The following is a 17305-nucleotide window of genomic DNA, read 5'->3' on the forward strand; positions in this document are numbered from 1 at the left end:
TTGCTGCATCATTTTTATAGATTTCCTGACCCACCAAAATAGATGACTTCGTAAAAGAATTATTTTTATCACTTCAAAAAACAAAAAATATGAAAAATGCTAAAAATTTTATTAAAAAGGTAGTCGTTTTTTCTTTGGGGGAAAGGTGTTTTCTACAGAAATTATTGTATTTGGGTGCTGTGATTTTATGCTTGACTATAGACATAAGGGCGCAGAGTACATATACAAAAAGAATTGCACCTCTTACCAGTAACAGCTCAACAGAATCTTATTATGAACTTGATAATAGGAACTGGGCGCAATATAATTATCTCACGTTCGGTTCACTTGATACTTATCGATCCGAAGATGGTTATAATGCTTACACTGGATTAAGAAATGTTGGAACTATTAGAGCAAACAGCGAAACGGTTGATTGGGCAAGTGGACACAATAAATATGGTTTGTATAAGAGATTTAATGATTTAAGATTTGGTTATTTAGAAGCGAATGGGGACCCTTGTTCAGGAACGGATGAATGTCCAGGTACCGCTTCCGAATATTGGCTGATGACTTTGCTTAAAAACGGGAATGTGGGTATTGGTACTACTACTCCCGGTGCGAAACTAGAGGTAAACGGGCAACTTAAAATATCGGGAGGTACACCAGGCAGTGGAAAAATCCTGACATCTGATGCCAATGGCCTTGCTTCCTGGCAAACGCTGACCTCTTCTAGCATAGGACCTCTTCTAGATTTAGGCTCAACCATAACCGGGCGTGATGGGAATGCTGGTAAGATAGGCTATCAAACCTTAACGCCTGATGCACTTGATATTGTCGGAGCTGGAACCTCTACTACAAACAGAAAAATAAAATTCTGGAATGAAGGAGGAGCTACGTTTTCAGGCCGTGTAAACATGACTCAAACGACTGCTCTAATGATGGGAGGTGGTGCTACTACAATAGCTGGTAATGAGCAGCTATTGTTTGGCTGGAGTGGAAGCGGATTCATGCATGCTATTCGTTCCCGTCATAACAGTACTGCAATGGTGGGTAATGCCTTGGATTTCTATATATGGAAATATGGAACGGATGCTGTTAATGCTAACCCAACTCAACATGTCATGACGCTAGATGGAAATGGTAATGTCGGCATTGGTACCACTACTCCTGGCGCAAAACTAGAGGTAAATGGGCAGCTTAAAATAACGGGAGGTACACCGGGTAATGGAAAAGTCCTGACTTCCGATGCCAATGGCTTAGCTTCCTGGCAAACGCCGACTGGTTCTTCAAGTATTGGAACTCTATTGGATTTAGGCTCAACGATTTCAGGGCGGGAAGCGAATGCCGGTAAGATAGGCTATCAGACCTTTACCTCTGATGCACTTGATATTATCGGAGCCGGAACCTCTGGTACAAACAGAAAAATAAAATTCTGGAATGAGGGAGGAGCTACGTTTTCGGGTGGGGTAAATATGGCTCAAACAACCACTCTTTTGAAGGGAGGAAGCAATACTGCAACTACTGGTAATGAGCAGCTTTTGTTTGGCTTTAACGGCACAGCAAATTACATGCATGCGATTCGTTCCCGTCATAATGGCGGTGGAATGGCAGGGAATGCCCTTGATTTCTATACATGGAAACAAGGGACAGACGCTACTGCAGCAACTCCAACGCAACACGTTATGACGCTGGATGGGAACGGACGTGTGGGAATTGGGACAACGACGCCTGTGGTACAACTGGAAGTAGGCAAAAACGTCTCCAATTCAACCACTCTGTTAATGGATGTTCATGGTCATGCCATCTTTAATAATGATTCTGATAGTCTTACTTCAGTTAGCATCAACACAGACGCCCGTGTAGGTAATGCAGCACTGACAGTTGGCGGACCAACCTATATCGGTGGATGGAGAGGTATTGAAGCTGGTGCAGTAAAGGGTGATTACCTGAAGAAATATAATTTGTGGGTGCAAAAAGGGGTGGTTAGTGAGGACTTTGTTTATTCACCAAAAACGATTTGGAAGGATGAAGTGTTTCAACCTGGATATCTGTTGCCTGAGTTGCCGGAAGTCGAAAAATTTATTCAGGAGTATCGACATTTGCCAGGGATTCCTTCTGAACAGGAAGTAAGAAAAGATGGTTATTCCAGTCATAATTTGAATACTGTATTCCTGGAAAAAATAGAGCATTTGATGTTGTATACGATTGAACAGCAGAAGAAAATTAAGATTCTTGAGGCAGAATTACATATGGTGAAACAGTTACGAATGGAGTTGGAAGTGCTTAAGGAACAGATTAGAAAATAATTGAAACTATTCTGGGCACGGGAAAACTAGGCCCGGATAAAAGCACAAATCATGATGAAACAACTGACAAGCTTACTCCAGGTTATTTTATGTCTTGGAATGTTATTACCGTTGCCGGCAATCGGCCAAATTACGGTTGGTAGTACTTCGCGTACTTTTAGCAGCCTCAATCCCAAAAATGCAAAAGACGCAAAGATGGGGACTACGGGCTCAGATGTTCAGGAATTGAATGCAATGATGCTATACTATAGTGTTGACGGTGTAGCGGGTTACAGAAACGGAGGTATTTACGCAGACAATTTTGGCCCTGGTGGGAAAATAGAATTGAACGTGTACTTGTATAATCCTATGGTCACAGATGGAAAAGGTCCAAAATTGTATTCATGCTATTCGGATCATAATAGCTCGTCTTCTTTGGACTATGTTGAACAGGCAAGAGTTATACAGATTGAGAACCCTCTAGATTCTATGTCTCTCATAAATGTTTCTGAATCCAATATGTTAATGCGGCTGTCATCGATGCAAATTTATGATCCCAGAGCATGTCGTGCATATAAAGAAAAAAATACAGGAAACATAATCGATGTTAGGCGAGCTTCGAGTTCCCTAATTGCATTGTTGAAAGGCGGAACGGCTTGTATCAAAGGAGCTCGGAGTGTTGGATATTACTTCCGGGGTAGGTATAAGATTCCGGCTATGGTTGGTGGATGCATCGTTAATGCAATAGCAAGTAGTTTGTTTAATAAAAAATTAATTGGCGATTTCAGTCTTTCAGATCTGGAAGATAAAGATGAAATTGAATGCATAGAAACGGATTCTCCGTTTATTAAAACGATTGTTGAAGTTACAGTTACCAATGCGACACTTAAAGGAATCAGATTGCCTTGCAACAAAACCAACTTGACGTTTAGTGATTTGAATAACTATTTTGGGTCAGATGATTTTCAATTTAAATTGCTGGTGAACGGTACAGAACGGATCAATGTAAATACCGCTGATAGTAATGCAGAAGAAATTCTCGCTAATGTATCTCTGAAGCTAGGCGATGATGTTTCTATCGAATACAAATCATCATTGGATAATGCACCGGATATTGCTGGTGTCCCATCTGTCTGGCCGGCTGCGTTTGCCGGCGACATGATGTTTCACTGCAATCCAAATGTTCAACCGGGTGGCCCCAGACCATTTATCGGTTATGACTCGCGAGTTCATACACTGATGATGCGGTCGCGTCCATCAACCCAATCTGAGTTATACCCGAGCTGGCAGAAAGATATGGTTCAAGGGTTACCCCGTTATCGTTGGAGTTGGACGGCCGACAGGGTTATGGATGGCAATGTGACGAAATATACACCATCATTGACCTGGCCTAAATGCCATCTTGCGACTACCACTAACTCTGATGGAAGTCTTACCTATCTGACGCGAACCGGAGAAGGGGTTGCTTCCTATACCTGTAAAAATATGGGGACTGATAGTGCGCCTGTTTACCAGCGACAGGATCAGAAGGAGGGGTTGAATATTCAATATCTCACATATTCGAACAACTGGCCATGGGAACCTAACGTGCAGGGGTATGATGGGGTAACAAAGTTTATGAAAGGATTTGATGATGATGAACTGGCTTATTTCAACACGAAGTATCCCAAGGTAACGGAAGATCCCAATAAAAGTGCATTGACTCCATGTACTACGCCGGGATGTCAACAGTCCGCCGGAATTACCAAATTGGAAAAGTTGCTCTGGAAAACGATGCCGGAAGGGAAGGATCAGAATTACAATGATTATACAGGTTTCCCCGAAAGTGGTTTTGCAATTAACGACGTGGTGAATGCGCAACGCAAATTTGTGCTTAACAAGAATTTCAATGCACAGGCATCAGGAAGATTGTATGCAGGATATGAAATACAGGACCGGAATACAGATTGGGATCATCCGGATGGAAATGGCCCGAACGTTATGCATCCGGGTGTAATCCGAATAGGCGGAGGCTCGAAAACAATAGTCATCACAATGAATGTTTCGTCTCCGTTGGATAGTGAAAGTATCCGTGAGATTCCGCGTAGTCTGGGATTTTACGAAGCGTTGGTTGGAGAAAGCACACCTTCCTATGGTGAAACAGGTGTCAGGTATTGGCTACGGGGGGTTGCTAATAAAACTGATGCGGAAAAAGCCAAGTATACACTTGTTTATTCTTCCATGGATCGTCTAGGTAATATTACGGAAACGAGCTATAGCGTAAAAGACCAGATTCTGACTCCTTATTCTACATCAGGTGAAACGAGCTGGCAGCAGTGGGTAAATAAGAAAGGAACCGGAGGAATCAATCTTGACAAACCGGCTTATGGATGGCTTACAGCCTATTACCAGCGGACGAGTACTTCGCAGAAAGTCCCTGTTGCAGGGAAGGAGTTGTCTGGAATCTTTCTCTTGTTCTGTGGCATTGAAAAGATGAATGGTCAAGCATTTCCTGAAGGACCAGGACAAGGAACAGGTATTTTTCAGGAAGAGTACAGGCAAGCTTCAGGTGGAGATTTTACAACTGCTCGCCAGTTTGGATCTTCGACCAAATACATTAATAAGTTCGATCGTAGTTATATAGTGAATACAAATACAGCTTTGACATTTACCGCTTTGGATGGTGATCCGTTCATGTTTGATAACAATGATGAAGAATGGTATCTCTCTAATCGGTCAATGGCGAAACGCGTTCGGGATTATTTGCTTGATGGTTCTTATTCTATTGGAACTTATGGTGAAAAAGTGAAGAGCAGCACGCCAAACGCTACCAAAGCCTATCTTCAATATTATCTTAAACCTCTTAACAGCGATGGTTCGGATAATACCAATACCTATACGTTGATTGGCTCCGGAGCAACAGGTACAGTTAGTGGTGTTTCAACTATTAGTACACTAAAGAAAACCTTAACATGTACATTTACAACAGCCGGATATTATGCTTTAAAAGTGGTATATCGGAACGGAAGCGAATTATATCGTAAAATCAAGGTGGTGGACTACTCCAACAATGAAAAAGGCCTTGTTGCAGTACCTCGCAACTTATCAGATAATGAAGCGAGATGGCTGGGAATTTCTTCTGCCAATAAAACTAATTATTGGGTTTATGGACTCCAGGATCTCCAAAGCAAGTATCGTTATCAGGATGGATTCCGGGCGACGGTGAATGACGAAACGGGAGAGGGAAGAAACTATTATGATGCTGCAGGCTATCCGAAACCAAACAGATGGTCAAAAACGAATGATTATGCTGATGAGTATACCTGGAAATATTTACCCATGAGAGGTAGTGAAACTACAGTGAGTCCTGTATCTGAAGTAGGAACGTATGTCAACGGATATGATGGATTGGTCAGACGAGCTTGGTTTTGGAATGACTGGGCACTTCATTACTCAAGTAACTGGCTGAATATCAATAAAAATTCTATAGGTCAGCAAGGGTTACCACCGTACGTATATTCCTCAAGTGTCAAACGTATTGTTAATCCTTCGGATCTTGATCAATACAACAACTATATTCAGAATACACTGTTTAATACAAGTACCTATGCAAGTCAGCTAAGTGCACCATGGCAGTTTGTCATTCCTCTGCTTTCATATACCGACTATTATGGGATACGGGCTCGTACAAATCCAAGCTGTATTTATGATCTGGCGAAAGTGTTCAGCGCAACTAATGGAGCCTTTACTGGAACCCCGCCTAATCCTGCAAATCCGGAAAACATTCAGGCACCCGATTATACAGATGACTACAAAGATCAGCAGGATTTCTATAATGACATCCGATTCAAACGAAAACTGATTGTCAGTAATCAGACAGCCGGTTTGCTTTCCTCACCCGGGAATGTCGTGAAAGTGTATCAGAATAATCCGGCAAACAGTTCAACATCTACGTTGGTCGCTACTTATACCTCAACCTTGAGCGGTAGTCGTGAAGCGGCAGAAGAAGGCCCTGAATTAGCTATGGAAGTTGCCCCCAATCCAAGCTATAACGGAGCATTAATGGTATTCCTTTCTAAAAAAGTCAGCGGGGAGGTACATTTTGAATTGCTTGATTTATTAGGTAGAAAAGCACTCGTGCATACAGATATTGCCGATTCTGCAGATCAGTTTACTATAAAAACAAAAGATTTAGCTACCGGAATGTACATCATCAAAGCGATTATCAATAATTCACACTTTACTAAAAAAGTGGTGATTAATAATTGAAAAATGAATCTTAGCTAACCTGTTTAATAATTGCCGTTGTAATCTTTAACGGCAATTATTAAATAAAACCCAATGAAACTATGAAAATATTTTTTCTTTTAAGACGATTGCTGCTGGGATTGGTTTTGTTTTTGATGGTCTTAAAGACCTTTAGTCAAAACTTACAAGGCTCATTTGACAGTAAATTCAGCCGATATCAATCCGGGCAGGCTTTTACAGGTACTTCTTCCCTGCAATGGAGCGATGTTGCCTGGAAAGGAGACAGACTTTACAAACAAATTGTATTATGGAATTCGGGAACTACAAGCCTTAATAATATCAGTTATACAGTAAGCGATCTGATTCAGGGAACACAAACTATCCCGTCCTCCAATATTAAACTTAGATTTGCACAATATGCTAATGGTGATCCGGAAGCAAGGTCCTGTTCTGAATATTCAACCCGGGCTAATCAGCCGGTTGTACAGATAGCAGATGCTTTATCTGCTATACCTGTTTCTACATTAACTACGCAGGACCCGATTAAAATATGGGTAACGGTTGATATACCTTCTTCCGCAGCTGTCGGGACTTATACCGGTACTATTCAGGTTAAAGTCAATGGCACAGTACAGAAAACATTTAATCTTGGCATTCAGGTAGTGGATAAAACACTTCCGGCTGTTTCTCAATGGTCTTTCCACCTGGATTTATGGCAATATCCTTATCAGATATTAAAATATTATAATGAGAGTCATCCCAATTCTCAGATTGCAGTCTGGTCCGACCAACATTTGCAGTTGATTAAGCCCGAATATAAGTTACTGGCTGATATGGGGCAAAAAGCAGTAACTACACATATCAAGGATCAGGCACTTGGTGGCCCATCAATGATAAAATGGACTTTAAAAACCAATGGTACATGGAACTATGATTATTCAGCTTTTACAAAATATGTGAAATTCCTCAGAGATTCTGTAGGTATATCCGGACAGATAAATTGTTTCTCTCTGGTTGGATGGAACGAGGATGTGATTCCATATTGGGATGAGAGCAGCAGTACGATGAAAAACTTAAGTGCTCCGGTTGGATCAGCAACATTTAATACTAGGTGGAATGACTTCCTAACAAGTTTCAGAACCTATTTGGTTAGTAATGGCTGGTTTGATAAGACCGTGTTATTTATGGATGAGATAGCCGATGACAAAATGCAGCAGGTTATAACGCTGATAAAAAACAACAATAGTGCATGGAAAATCGGAGTGGCACATTGGAAAGAGTTAAGTAGTGACGTAGTGAGTAATTTGTATGATAAATCCGGTAATTTAGCTTTAGCAACAGGGCATACCAATCCGGTATCTACCTTTTATACCAGTTGCTCTGAAACAATTCCGAATAATTATCTTACCCCGCAAAATAACCCGGCTGAAATGAGCTGGATGTCCTGGCATGCTTTAAAGGAGAACCTGGATGGATATTTAAGATGGGGCTATGACAATTGGTATGATATAAACCCTTTTGAGCTAAGAAATAAGGGGAACACAGCCGGGGACTTTGCCATGATTTACAGAAGTTCTAATGAATCAAATGCCGAAATTATGTCCAGTATCCGGTTGGAACTATTAAGAGACGGGATTCAGGATTTTGAAAAAAGTAAAATACTCCGGAATCAATTAAGTGCTTCAACCGACCTTTTTGACCTGGAAGCACTGGCTGCCCTGAATGCAAAAATTAATCAGTTTACAAAAAATAACGGAACAGGTGCATTTCCGCTGGTAGTGCAGGGGCAGCAGCTTTTAAAGGATATTGCTTCAGGAAATTATGGGGTTTGTAAAGTGGGGGGAGGAAGTTATACAAGTTATTATTTATCCAGCGCCAGTACAACAGGTGCCATAAGTAACCTTAACTTTACAGGTGGTACTTATCCCACAGGGGGAGTTAGCCATCATACCTCATCTTTTATCTCAGCGAGAGCAGGAACCAATTTTTCCTTAATTTTAAATAGCTCAAGTGCATCCAATTGTGCGAGGCTAAAAGTCTGGATAGACTGGAATGGGGATAATGATTTTCTAGACTCAGGGGAGGATTTTTTTACAGGAGGTACTTTTCAATCATGCAGCAATCCTTTAAATTACACGATCAGTATTACTGTTCCGACAGGGGCAAGTATTGGGAAAAAACGAATGAGGATCCAGCTCAGAGATGCATGGCAAGCTTTACCGGTGTCCTGTGGAATTAACAATTTTACTGAAACTACGGATTTTGATCTTTTCGTTTCAGATATTTATTGTTCAGCTTCTACTCAGTGGAATACGGGCGAATATTATCTTTCAAAATTAGAAACCACAAATGCCTGTAATGGAAATATAAGTTATAATCAGAGCTATACTCCTTTAAACGGGTATGATTACTATACCAATAATAACATAAAAGTGAAGCCTGGCAGTAGTGTTATGTTTAATCTGCAAAATTCTCAGACCGCTGTTTGTGGTCGTACAAAGGCCTGGATAGATTGGAACAGAGATGGAGATTTCAGCGACTCAGGAGAAGAGGTTTTTTCAGCAGGAATATTTCAGAGTTGTGCTAATCTGACAAAGTATAGCTTCAATATTTCAGTCCCATCCAATGCCGTATTAGGGACTACCAGGATGAGGGTACAGATCAGGGATGCCTGGAACGATGTGCCTAATGCCTGCCTCATTGATGGAGTATCCTGTACTACGGATTTTAACATTGAAATAAGTAGTAGTTTGACAGCTTGTTCTCCTTCTATCTATAGTCCGGTACCTAATACTCAATTAACAAATGCTGTCAGTACTTTTTCATGGACAAGTAACGGAACAACACCTGTTTCGCAATGGATATTTACAACTTCTTATCAGGACTTTGGAAATATGATCACTAATTCCCAGACACTGAGCGGTAGTACATTATCAACCCAGACTGCTACATTACCCACAGACGGAAGACCGATAACGGTAACACTTGGCTGGCAGAGCGGATCAACAAGCCCGGTTCAGCAAAATACTTATAATTACTTTGCATCAGACAGGTATTGTGCTGTAGGAGGAGGTAAATATAAAGGGTATTTTATACAAAATCTTACTACGTCAAATGCTAAAACAAATATTAATTATTCCAGGGATAAATATTCCGAAGGTGGTTATGAACAATTCTCTTCTACCTGGATCACTACCACACAGGGAGGAATATTTAATGTAAACATTATAACATCTATGGCCTCATTTAGGGCCGTAACAAAGGTATGGATTGATTGGAATGGGAATAATACATTTGAAGATAGTGAAGTCTCTTTCTTTGGAGGAACATTGCAAACAGAAACAAATAGTAATAATTATTCATTTAATGTAACTGTTCCGAGTAATGCTGTAAATGGGCTAGTAAGAATGAGAGTACAGGTTTGTGATGCTACATGGAGAACACCTGCTGCCTGCGGAATCCAGGATTTAACGAGTACTACAGATTTTAATATTTTTGTGGAAAGTTTTAGTTCTGCAACGGCTTGTTCCGGTACAACAACTCTTTTAAGCGGGACAGTTTTAGGTTCACCGGGTTCTTTTGGTAATTATGGTGATGTTAAAGAACATGTTTTTGATGGTAATAATAATACATGGTTCGATGCGCCATCTCCAAATGGTCAGTGGGCCGGACTGGATTTAGGCAGTACACAAAATATTTCATGTATTGTATTCAGACCAAGAAATGGTTGGGCAAACAGAATGCGTGGCGGAAAGTTTCAGACAAGTACAGATGCTAATTTTAGCAATCCTGTTACTATTTATACTGTCCCACAAGATGCCAATCTTTCATTTACGGACTACTATCTCACGAGTATTGCTCAGAATGGTATTCCTGCCCGTTATGTTCGATATCTATCACCGGATGGCGGGTACGGAAATATTACGGAAATTAAGATTTACAAGAAAAATATTTCCGGAGCAAGAACAGATAATCAGGAAAGTGAAATAGATTCTTCAAAGGTAATTGTTTTTCCTAACCCGACAACTTCAATAGTAACAATTTCGGGGCTATCAGAAGAAATAAATACTATGCATATTTATTCGGAAGAAGGAAAAGAAATGCAGCTTCATAAGGTGGGAGCCAATAAAATAGATATTTCAAATTTATCTCCCGGCGTTTATGTATTAGTAATCAATAATAAACAAACATATAAAATTATCAAATCAGAATAGTTTATCATTAGTCTGAAAGGTACATTTATGACAGAAATAGATGTACCTTTTATAAAACAATTGTGTATATGAGGAAAGCAGGAATATTGTATTTATTAATAACTTTAATATCAAATTGTAACGGACAATCTGTCTCTCAGAAATCGGCTAAAGAGTTAGTGCAGGTAAGCTTTGTAAATAGTAATTTGCGCTTTATAAAGGGGCAAAAAGTACATTTTAAGCTTGAAAAATCAACCAAAGCCAAAGCCTGGAAAGGAGAAAGACTTAGTTTGCAATTTGCAGTATTTAGTAAAATAGATATTCCTGATCTGATGATTGATCCCATAGAATTAATTAATACAAACGGAGAAAGTATTAAAGACATTAAAGCAAGATTTTTAAACTATGTCAAAACCGATACTTATGTACCGGATTGTGTAAAACATAAGATCAATGCATATGATTCTTTATGGGTTACAGACCTGATTGATGAAAGAGTAAGTACTCACATATTAAAGGATATTGTTCAGCCTGTCTGGCTAACTATTGATATACCTAAAAACAGTAGTACGGGACAATATAAGGGGAAAATTATCATAAATGCAGATCGCAAATATGAACTTTCCTTAGAAATAAACGTAATAGATCATGTGCTGCCTGCGCCGGAGGAATGGGCTTTTGATCTGGATTTATGGCAAAGTCCTGCTGCCATAGCCAGAATCCATCATGTTCCCCTTTGGAGTGAGGAACATTTTAACCTCATGAGACCTTATTTTAATACATTAGCAAAAGCAGGGCAAAAAAATATTACAACAAGTATAATTAACGAACCCTGGGGACATCAGACGTTTGATGATTGCCCGAGCTTAATTAAATGGATTAAGAAAAAAAATGGGAACTGGGAGTATGATTATTCTCTATTTGATAAATATGTTGAATTTGTAATGAGCTGCGGCATTAATAAACGCATTAACTGCTATACAATGATACCCTGGTCAGAGTCATTCTTATATCACGATGAGATGCTTGGGCGAGATACTACAATTATTTTAAAAACCAAATCGGAAGGATACAAGGAATTTTGGAAAACGATGCTGATAGATTTTACTCAGCATCTTAAAGATAAAAACTGGTTTAATATTACGAGTATCTCAGTGGATGAAAGACCCTTGGAAGACATGAAAATTGCAATTAATATTTTAAAAGAGATTGATTCAAATTGGAAAATATCTTTGGCGGGAGCATATCATCCTGAAATAGAAAATGACATTTTTGACTATAGCATAGCCTCTAAATCATTGTTTAAAGCAAAGAGTTTAGCGAAAAGAAAAAAAGCCGGTAAGCCCAGTACCTTTTATACTTGTTGTGTTGAAAAATATCCGAATGGTTTCACTTTTTCACCACCAGCCGAGCATGTTTGGCTGGGTTGGTACGCCGCTGCGAAAGGATTTACCGGATATTTGCGATGGGCTTATAATAGTTGGCCGCTGAACCCTTCAGAAGATTCACGATATACAGCCTGGCCGGGTGGAGATACTTATCAGATTTATCCAGGACCAAAAACATCAATCAGATTCGAGAAACTCATTGAAGGTGTTCAGGATTTTGAGAAAATTCGAATTCTTAAGGACCTTTATTCAAAACAAAACAGAATGAGAGAACTTAAACAATTGAACCAGGAGTTAAGCACATTTGAAATCAAATCTTTAGAAAAAAAGAGTGCTTCAGCTATGATTTCTAATTCTCAGAAGATTATTAATCTCTCTAAACCTGATTAAAAAGATATCAATCTATGCCGAAATAAAATAGTAATGTTGGCATGCGTAAAACAATTTGTTTTCTGAGGACAGAGCTTAAAAAATAGATTCCCTGTCTGAAAGTGTATTGCGTATATAAATTATCGTTACACATGGGTGAATGTTAAGGATAGGGTCAAAATTATAATTTTAGAACTATTTCAATTGAACAGAAAGGGACCTGATTCATTGGGGTCTCTTTTCCGGAATCTTTATTGAAATTGGGAACTGCCGGATTTGAATTTCCTGTATAATTTTCATTATAATAACTTAAATAAATATTTATGTCTCTGATTAAATCTATATCCGGAATAAGAGGAACCATCGGTGGAGCCGTTGGGAATAGTCTTACTCCCAATGATATTATATCTTTTGTGGCTGCTTTTGGAAGCTGGTTGAAAGATAACGATGCTACACGTAAAAAAATCGTAATAGGAAGAGATGCAAGACTTTCAGGAGAAGCTATTGCAAAAATTGTCAGCGGGGTTTTACAATCTATTGGATTGGATGTTATAGATTTAGAATTATCGACTACTCCAACCGTAGAAATGGCAGTAACAGCTGAAAATGCGCTGGGAGGAATTATTTTAACGGCGAGTCATAATCCTAAGGAGTGGAATGCCCTGAAGTTACTGAATGCAAGGGGAGAGTTTATTTCAGCCAAAGATATATCTCAGGTTTTGGCCCGTGTGGAAACTCATGATTATCAATATGCAGAAGTAAATGATTTGGGGACTTATTCTACCAAATCCGATTATTTGAATCATCATATCGAAGCGATTAAGAGCTTACCTCTTGTAAATACCGAAGCAATTAAAAATAAAAAATACAAAGTTGTTGTTGATGCTGTTAATTCTACCGGGGGGATTGCCGTGCCAATTTTACTGAGGAGCCTGGGCGTAGAGACCATTGAACTATTAAATTGTGAACCTACCGGTGATTTTGCTCATAATCCTGAACCACTAACTGAAAATTTGACAGAATTGCATGAAAAAATGTTGACAGGTAATTATGATATTGGCATTGCTGTGGACCCTGATGTGGACAGATTAGTGCTAATGTGTGAAAATGGAGAACCATTTAATGAAGAATATACGCTTGTCGCAATAGCAGATTACATATTATCTCACCAAAAGGGTAATACAGTATCAAATTTATCTTCAACAAAAGCCTTGAAAGATATTACGAATCTGCATGGAGGAAAATATTTTGCATCTGCTGTGGGTGAAGTAAATGTAGTGGAGAAGATGAAGGAGGTTGATGCGATTATCGGGGGAGAAGGAAATGGCGGAGTTATATATCCCGCATTGCATTACGGAAGAGATGCTTTGGTGGGAATTGGTCTGTTATTAAGTCATTTGGCGACAGGTAACAGTACCATGTCAGCGCTGAAAAGTAAATACCCTCAGTATTTTATGTACAAACATAAAATCGAACTTCAGGATGATTTATCTATGGAAACCGTTTTGAAAAAAATAAAATTGAAATTTCCGGATTACGAGTTTACAACTATCGACGGAATCAAGATTGAAAATGATAACAGTTGGATTCATTTGAGGAAATCCAATACAGAGCCGGTTATTCGGATATATTCTGAAGCAAATACTTATGAACAGGCTCAGAAACTTGCATATGAAGTGAGGGATCTATTAATTTAAATGAAAGAGGTATGAAGATTTTAGTAACAGGCGGAGCTGGTTTTATTGGCTCTCATACAATAGTTGAACTGTATAATTCCGGTTTTGAACCAATTATTATTGATAATTTCAGTAACTCAGATCCTTCCGTTCTCCTGGGACTGGAGAAAATTCTGGGTTTTCCGGTAAAATATTATTGGGATGATTGTAATGATGCGGTCATATTGGAGGAAATTATCAGAAAAGAAAATATTAAAGGAGTAATTCATTTTGCTGCATATAAAGCTGTAAATGAATCTATTGAGCATCCTTTAAAATATTATATCAATAATGTAGGTTCTACAGCTACCTTATTAGAAGTTATGCTAAAAACGGGTGTTAAGAATCTGGTGTTTTCTTCTTCGTGTACCGTTTACGGTCAACCTGAAAATATCCCTGTTTTAGAGACTACTCCCCGGCAGGCAGCTACTTCACCTTATGGTAATACAAAAGTAATTTGTGAGGATCTTATTCGGGATACGGTAGGTTCTAATATTCCTCTAAAAGCTATTTCACTGCGTTATTTTAATCCGATAGGAGCCCATCATTCCGGACTGATAGGAGAATTGCCTCGTGGAATACCGAGTAATTTAGTACCTTTTATTACACAGGTTGCAGCAGGTCTCCGCCCAAAACTGATGGTTTTCGGTAATGATTATGATACACCCGATGGTACCTGCATAAGAGATTTTATTCATGTGGTTGATTTGGCAAAAGCTCATATCATGGCGTTAAAATTCCTTCAGGAGCAATCAGGCACTAATTCATACGATGTTTTTAATGTCGGGACAGGTCAGGGAAATACAGTCATGGAATTGATAAATACTTTTGAAAAAGTCAATAAAATAAAGGTCAATTACGAAATAGGGGTAAGACGTGCAGGTGATATTGAAAAGATTTACGGAAATGTGGAAAAAGCGGAACAATTACTAGGTTGGAAAGCTGAAAAAACGCTCGAAGAATCCCTGGAAGATGTATGGCGCTGGGAAATGAAACTGAGGCAAGGTTAATTACGCACTTATTCAGTAAAACTGCAAGCTAAGCTATCCTTCCTTTATTCTGGCATTGAAATTGTAGCAAACGAGGATGCCTTAAAAGGGCAGCCTCGTTTATCTTTTCGGCCTTACAGAATCATTAAATCTGGTCATGTATTGATTGGTACCGAATGATTTAAAATGCGTGGGCAAATTCTTTTGCAAAATCTTCAAGTTTTGTCTGACCGCTTACCGGGGAATTATTTTTTTGGAAATCGGATGCAATCTTTCCTGTGCGGAAACCAGCTCCCATTTCGGTATATAAACCCGCGATTTCTGTTGGCAGGCCTGCTTGTATCATACCTGTCAATGCCTGCTCGTCAGTAAATTCTACCCAGGGTAGTTCCGGTTTTCCTATTGCCGAACCAAGAATTTTTGCAAATTCAAGTGGCTTGCGAACATCGCTTACAATGTAACGGATATTCTTTCCGGCCGAAGGTTTTTGCAATTCTTCTGCGGCAGCTATGGCAATGTCATCGGGATGCACTAAAGGCAGACTGATGTCAGCAGGATAATTGGAGCCCATGATGGACAAACCTTTAATCATGGGTACATCATTGTAAAAATTGGTATAAAACAACCCCGCCCGAAGGAATGTGATCGCTACATTATCGAGCGCAGCATATAGTTGCTCAATATTATAAAGCCCTGCAATCGGACCTGTTCCATTCGGGAGATCGGCTCCTATGCTGCTTAGCATTACCACACGTTTTACACCGGTATCCTTGATTGCGCTTGCAAACGCCTTACCTGCTTCGGTTGTATTGAGGATAACATTGGCTCCTCCCAAATTAGGTGGCGTCATGGTATAAACGGCATCAGCTCCGGTGAAAACTTCTTTTAAGAAAGCGGAATCGGCTACCGACCCAATAGCAGCTTTCGCACCAAGTTTTTCTATTTCATCTTTTCTGCTAACATTACTGCTGATAACAGTTACATTATGTCCTGCAGAAATAAGTTGATTGGTCAAAGGTTTTCCTATGTTCCCTAAAGAACCTGCGATTGTAATTTTCATTTTAATTGTTTTTTATTTTGAGAACCAAAGGTATATTTGTACTTACTTTTGTACAAGTACTTACCCTAAAGTATGTATTATGGCGACCATTAAAGAGAATTCGACTATACAGGAAAATAAACAATATGCTTTGCAGCAATGTCCGGTGACGCATGTCATGGAAAAAATAGGAGGCTATTGGAAACCTATTATCATTTACTACCTCTCGACAGGTGACAAACGTTATAGTGAGCTAAAAAGGGCGATTCCTGTTATAACAGAAAAAGTGCTGATTCAGCACTTGAAGCAGTTAGAAGCTGACGGTTTAATTATCAGGGAGGCCAGACCCGTTGTGCCTCCTTATGTGACATATAAGCTTAGCTACGCAGGAAATGGCTTACTCCCTGTAATTCATGCCATGGCAGACTGGGCTTTTAAGGACCTGGACGGAAGGTTTAACCAGGTGTAGCCACTCAATAAGGAATGATAGTTTATCCTGAAAACCGGAGGAAAATGACAGATTTGAAATTTGATCATAACCGGAAATCTGGGAATCCGATTATGATAATCCGTGATTAAGGATTCATTATGAGTGATTTACATACTTTTATAGAGAATGTTTTATTGAAAAATATTTGAACTTTGTGATTGGAGAACAGGATAAACTTTGATTATGAAAACGACCGGATACTCAGGAACGCCATTGGCAAAAAAATTAGGGATAAAAGGCGGTTTTAAAATCCGCCTTATTAATCCTCCGGATTATTATTTTGATCTTTTTGATGATTTACCAGATGACATAGAGATTCTGGATGATGCAAATTCAAAGAAGAACTTTATTCATTATTTTACCAGACAAATAGCCGATTTCAAAGTCGATATACTTTTATTGAGAGAAGAAATAGAGCAAAATGGAATGATATGGGTTTCCTGCCCAAAGAAATCTTCCGGAGTTGTATCAGATATTAGTTTAGATGATGTCAGAAATTTTGCTTTAGCTAATGGGCTTGTAGATATAAAAGTTTGTGCAATTGATGAAATCTGGTCAGGACTAAAATTAGTAATTCCGGTAAAGGAGAGAAAGTCCCCGAAAACAGTTTCTGAATAAATGTAAATAA

9 protein-coding genes are annotated in these 17305 nt (G+C 39.2%); 8 read left to right on the forward strand and 1 reads right to left on the reverse strand.

Going from position 1 to position 17305, the window contains the following annotated elements; genetic code table 11:
- Positions 1 to 89 precede the first annotated feature (89 nt).
- From BM179_RS16090 to galE, 6 genes are all read left to right on the forward strand, one after another.
- Positions 90 to 2288, forward strand: coding sequence for an autotransporter outer membrane beta-barrel domain-containing protein (locus BM179_RS16090; protein ID WP_092018174.1), 2199 nt, complete (start codon positions 90 to 92; stop codon positions 2286 to 2288).
- A 51-nt stretch (positions 2289 to 2339) separates the two neighbouring features.
- Positions 2340 to 6515, forward strand: coding sequence for a T9SS type A sorting domain-containing protein (locus BM179_RS16095; protein ID WP_092018175.1), 4176 nt, complete (start codon positions 2340 to 2342; stop codon positions 6513 to 6515).
- A gap of 80 nt (positions 6516 to 6595) precedes the next feature.
- A complete protein-coding gene (locus BM179_RS16100) occupies positions 6596 to 10708 on the forward strand; it encodes a glycoside hydrolase domain-containing protein (RefSeq protein WP_092018176.1) in 4113 nt (1370 codons plus the stop codon).
- Positions 10709 to 10776: 68 nt separating this feature from the next.
- Positions 10777 to 12465: a DUF4091 domain-containing protein gene (locus tag BM179_RS16105; protein ID WP_092018177.1), complete on the forward strand. Its 1689-nt coding sequence runs from the start codon at positions 10777 to 10779 to the stop codon at positions 12463 to 12465.
- 302 nt (positions 12466 to 12767) lie between these two features.
- Positions 12768 to 14141, forward strand: a complete 1374-nt coding sequence (gene glmM, locus BM179_RS16115; RefSeq protein ID WP_092018179.1) for a phosphoglucosamine mutase — start codon at positions 12768 to 12770, stop codon at positions 14139 to 14141.
- Positions 14142 to 14152: 11 nt separating this feature from the next.
- Positions 14153 to 15169, forward strand: a complete 1017-nt coding sequence (galE, locus tag BM179_RS16120) for a UDP-glucose 4-epimerase GalE (protein ID WP_092018180.1) — start codon at positions 14153 to 14155, stop codon at positions 15167 to 15169.
- A 160-nt stretch (positions 15170 to 15329) separates the two neighbouring features.
- On the opposite strand, the gene BM179_RS16125 is transcribed toward galE, so the two are convergent.
- Complete coding sequence (locus BM179_RS16125) at positions 15330 to 16208, reverse strand: NAD(P)H-binding protein (RefSeq protein ID WP_092018181.1); 879 nt, start codon at positions 16206 to 16208, stop codon at positions 15330 to 15332.
- Between the two features lie 79 nt (positions 16209 to 16287).
- On the opposite strand from BM179_RS16125, the gene BM179_RS16130 reads away from it, so the two are divergent.
- Together BM179_RS16130 and BM179_RS16135 are read left to right on the forward strand one after the other, a co-directional pair.
- A complete protein-coding gene (locus BM179_RS16130) occupies positions 16288 to 16656 on the forward strand; it encodes a winged helix-turn-helix transcriptional regulator (RefSeq protein WP_092018182.1) in 369 nt (122 codons plus the stop codon).
- Between the two features lie 204 nt (positions 16657 to 16860).
- Positions 16861 to 17295, forward strand: coding sequence for a DUF3052 family protein (locus BM179_RS16135; RefSeq protein WP_092018183.1), 435 nt, complete (start codon positions 16861 to 16863; stop codon positions 17293 to 17295).
- The last annotated feature ends 10 nt before the right edge of the window (positions 17296 to 17305 follow it).

It is taken from the genome of Pseudarcicella hirudinis, assembly GCF_900115665.1.
GTDB classification, from domain to species: Bacteria; Bacteroidota; Bacteroidia; order Cytophagales; family Spirosomataceae; genus Pseudarcicella; species Pseudarcicella hirudinis.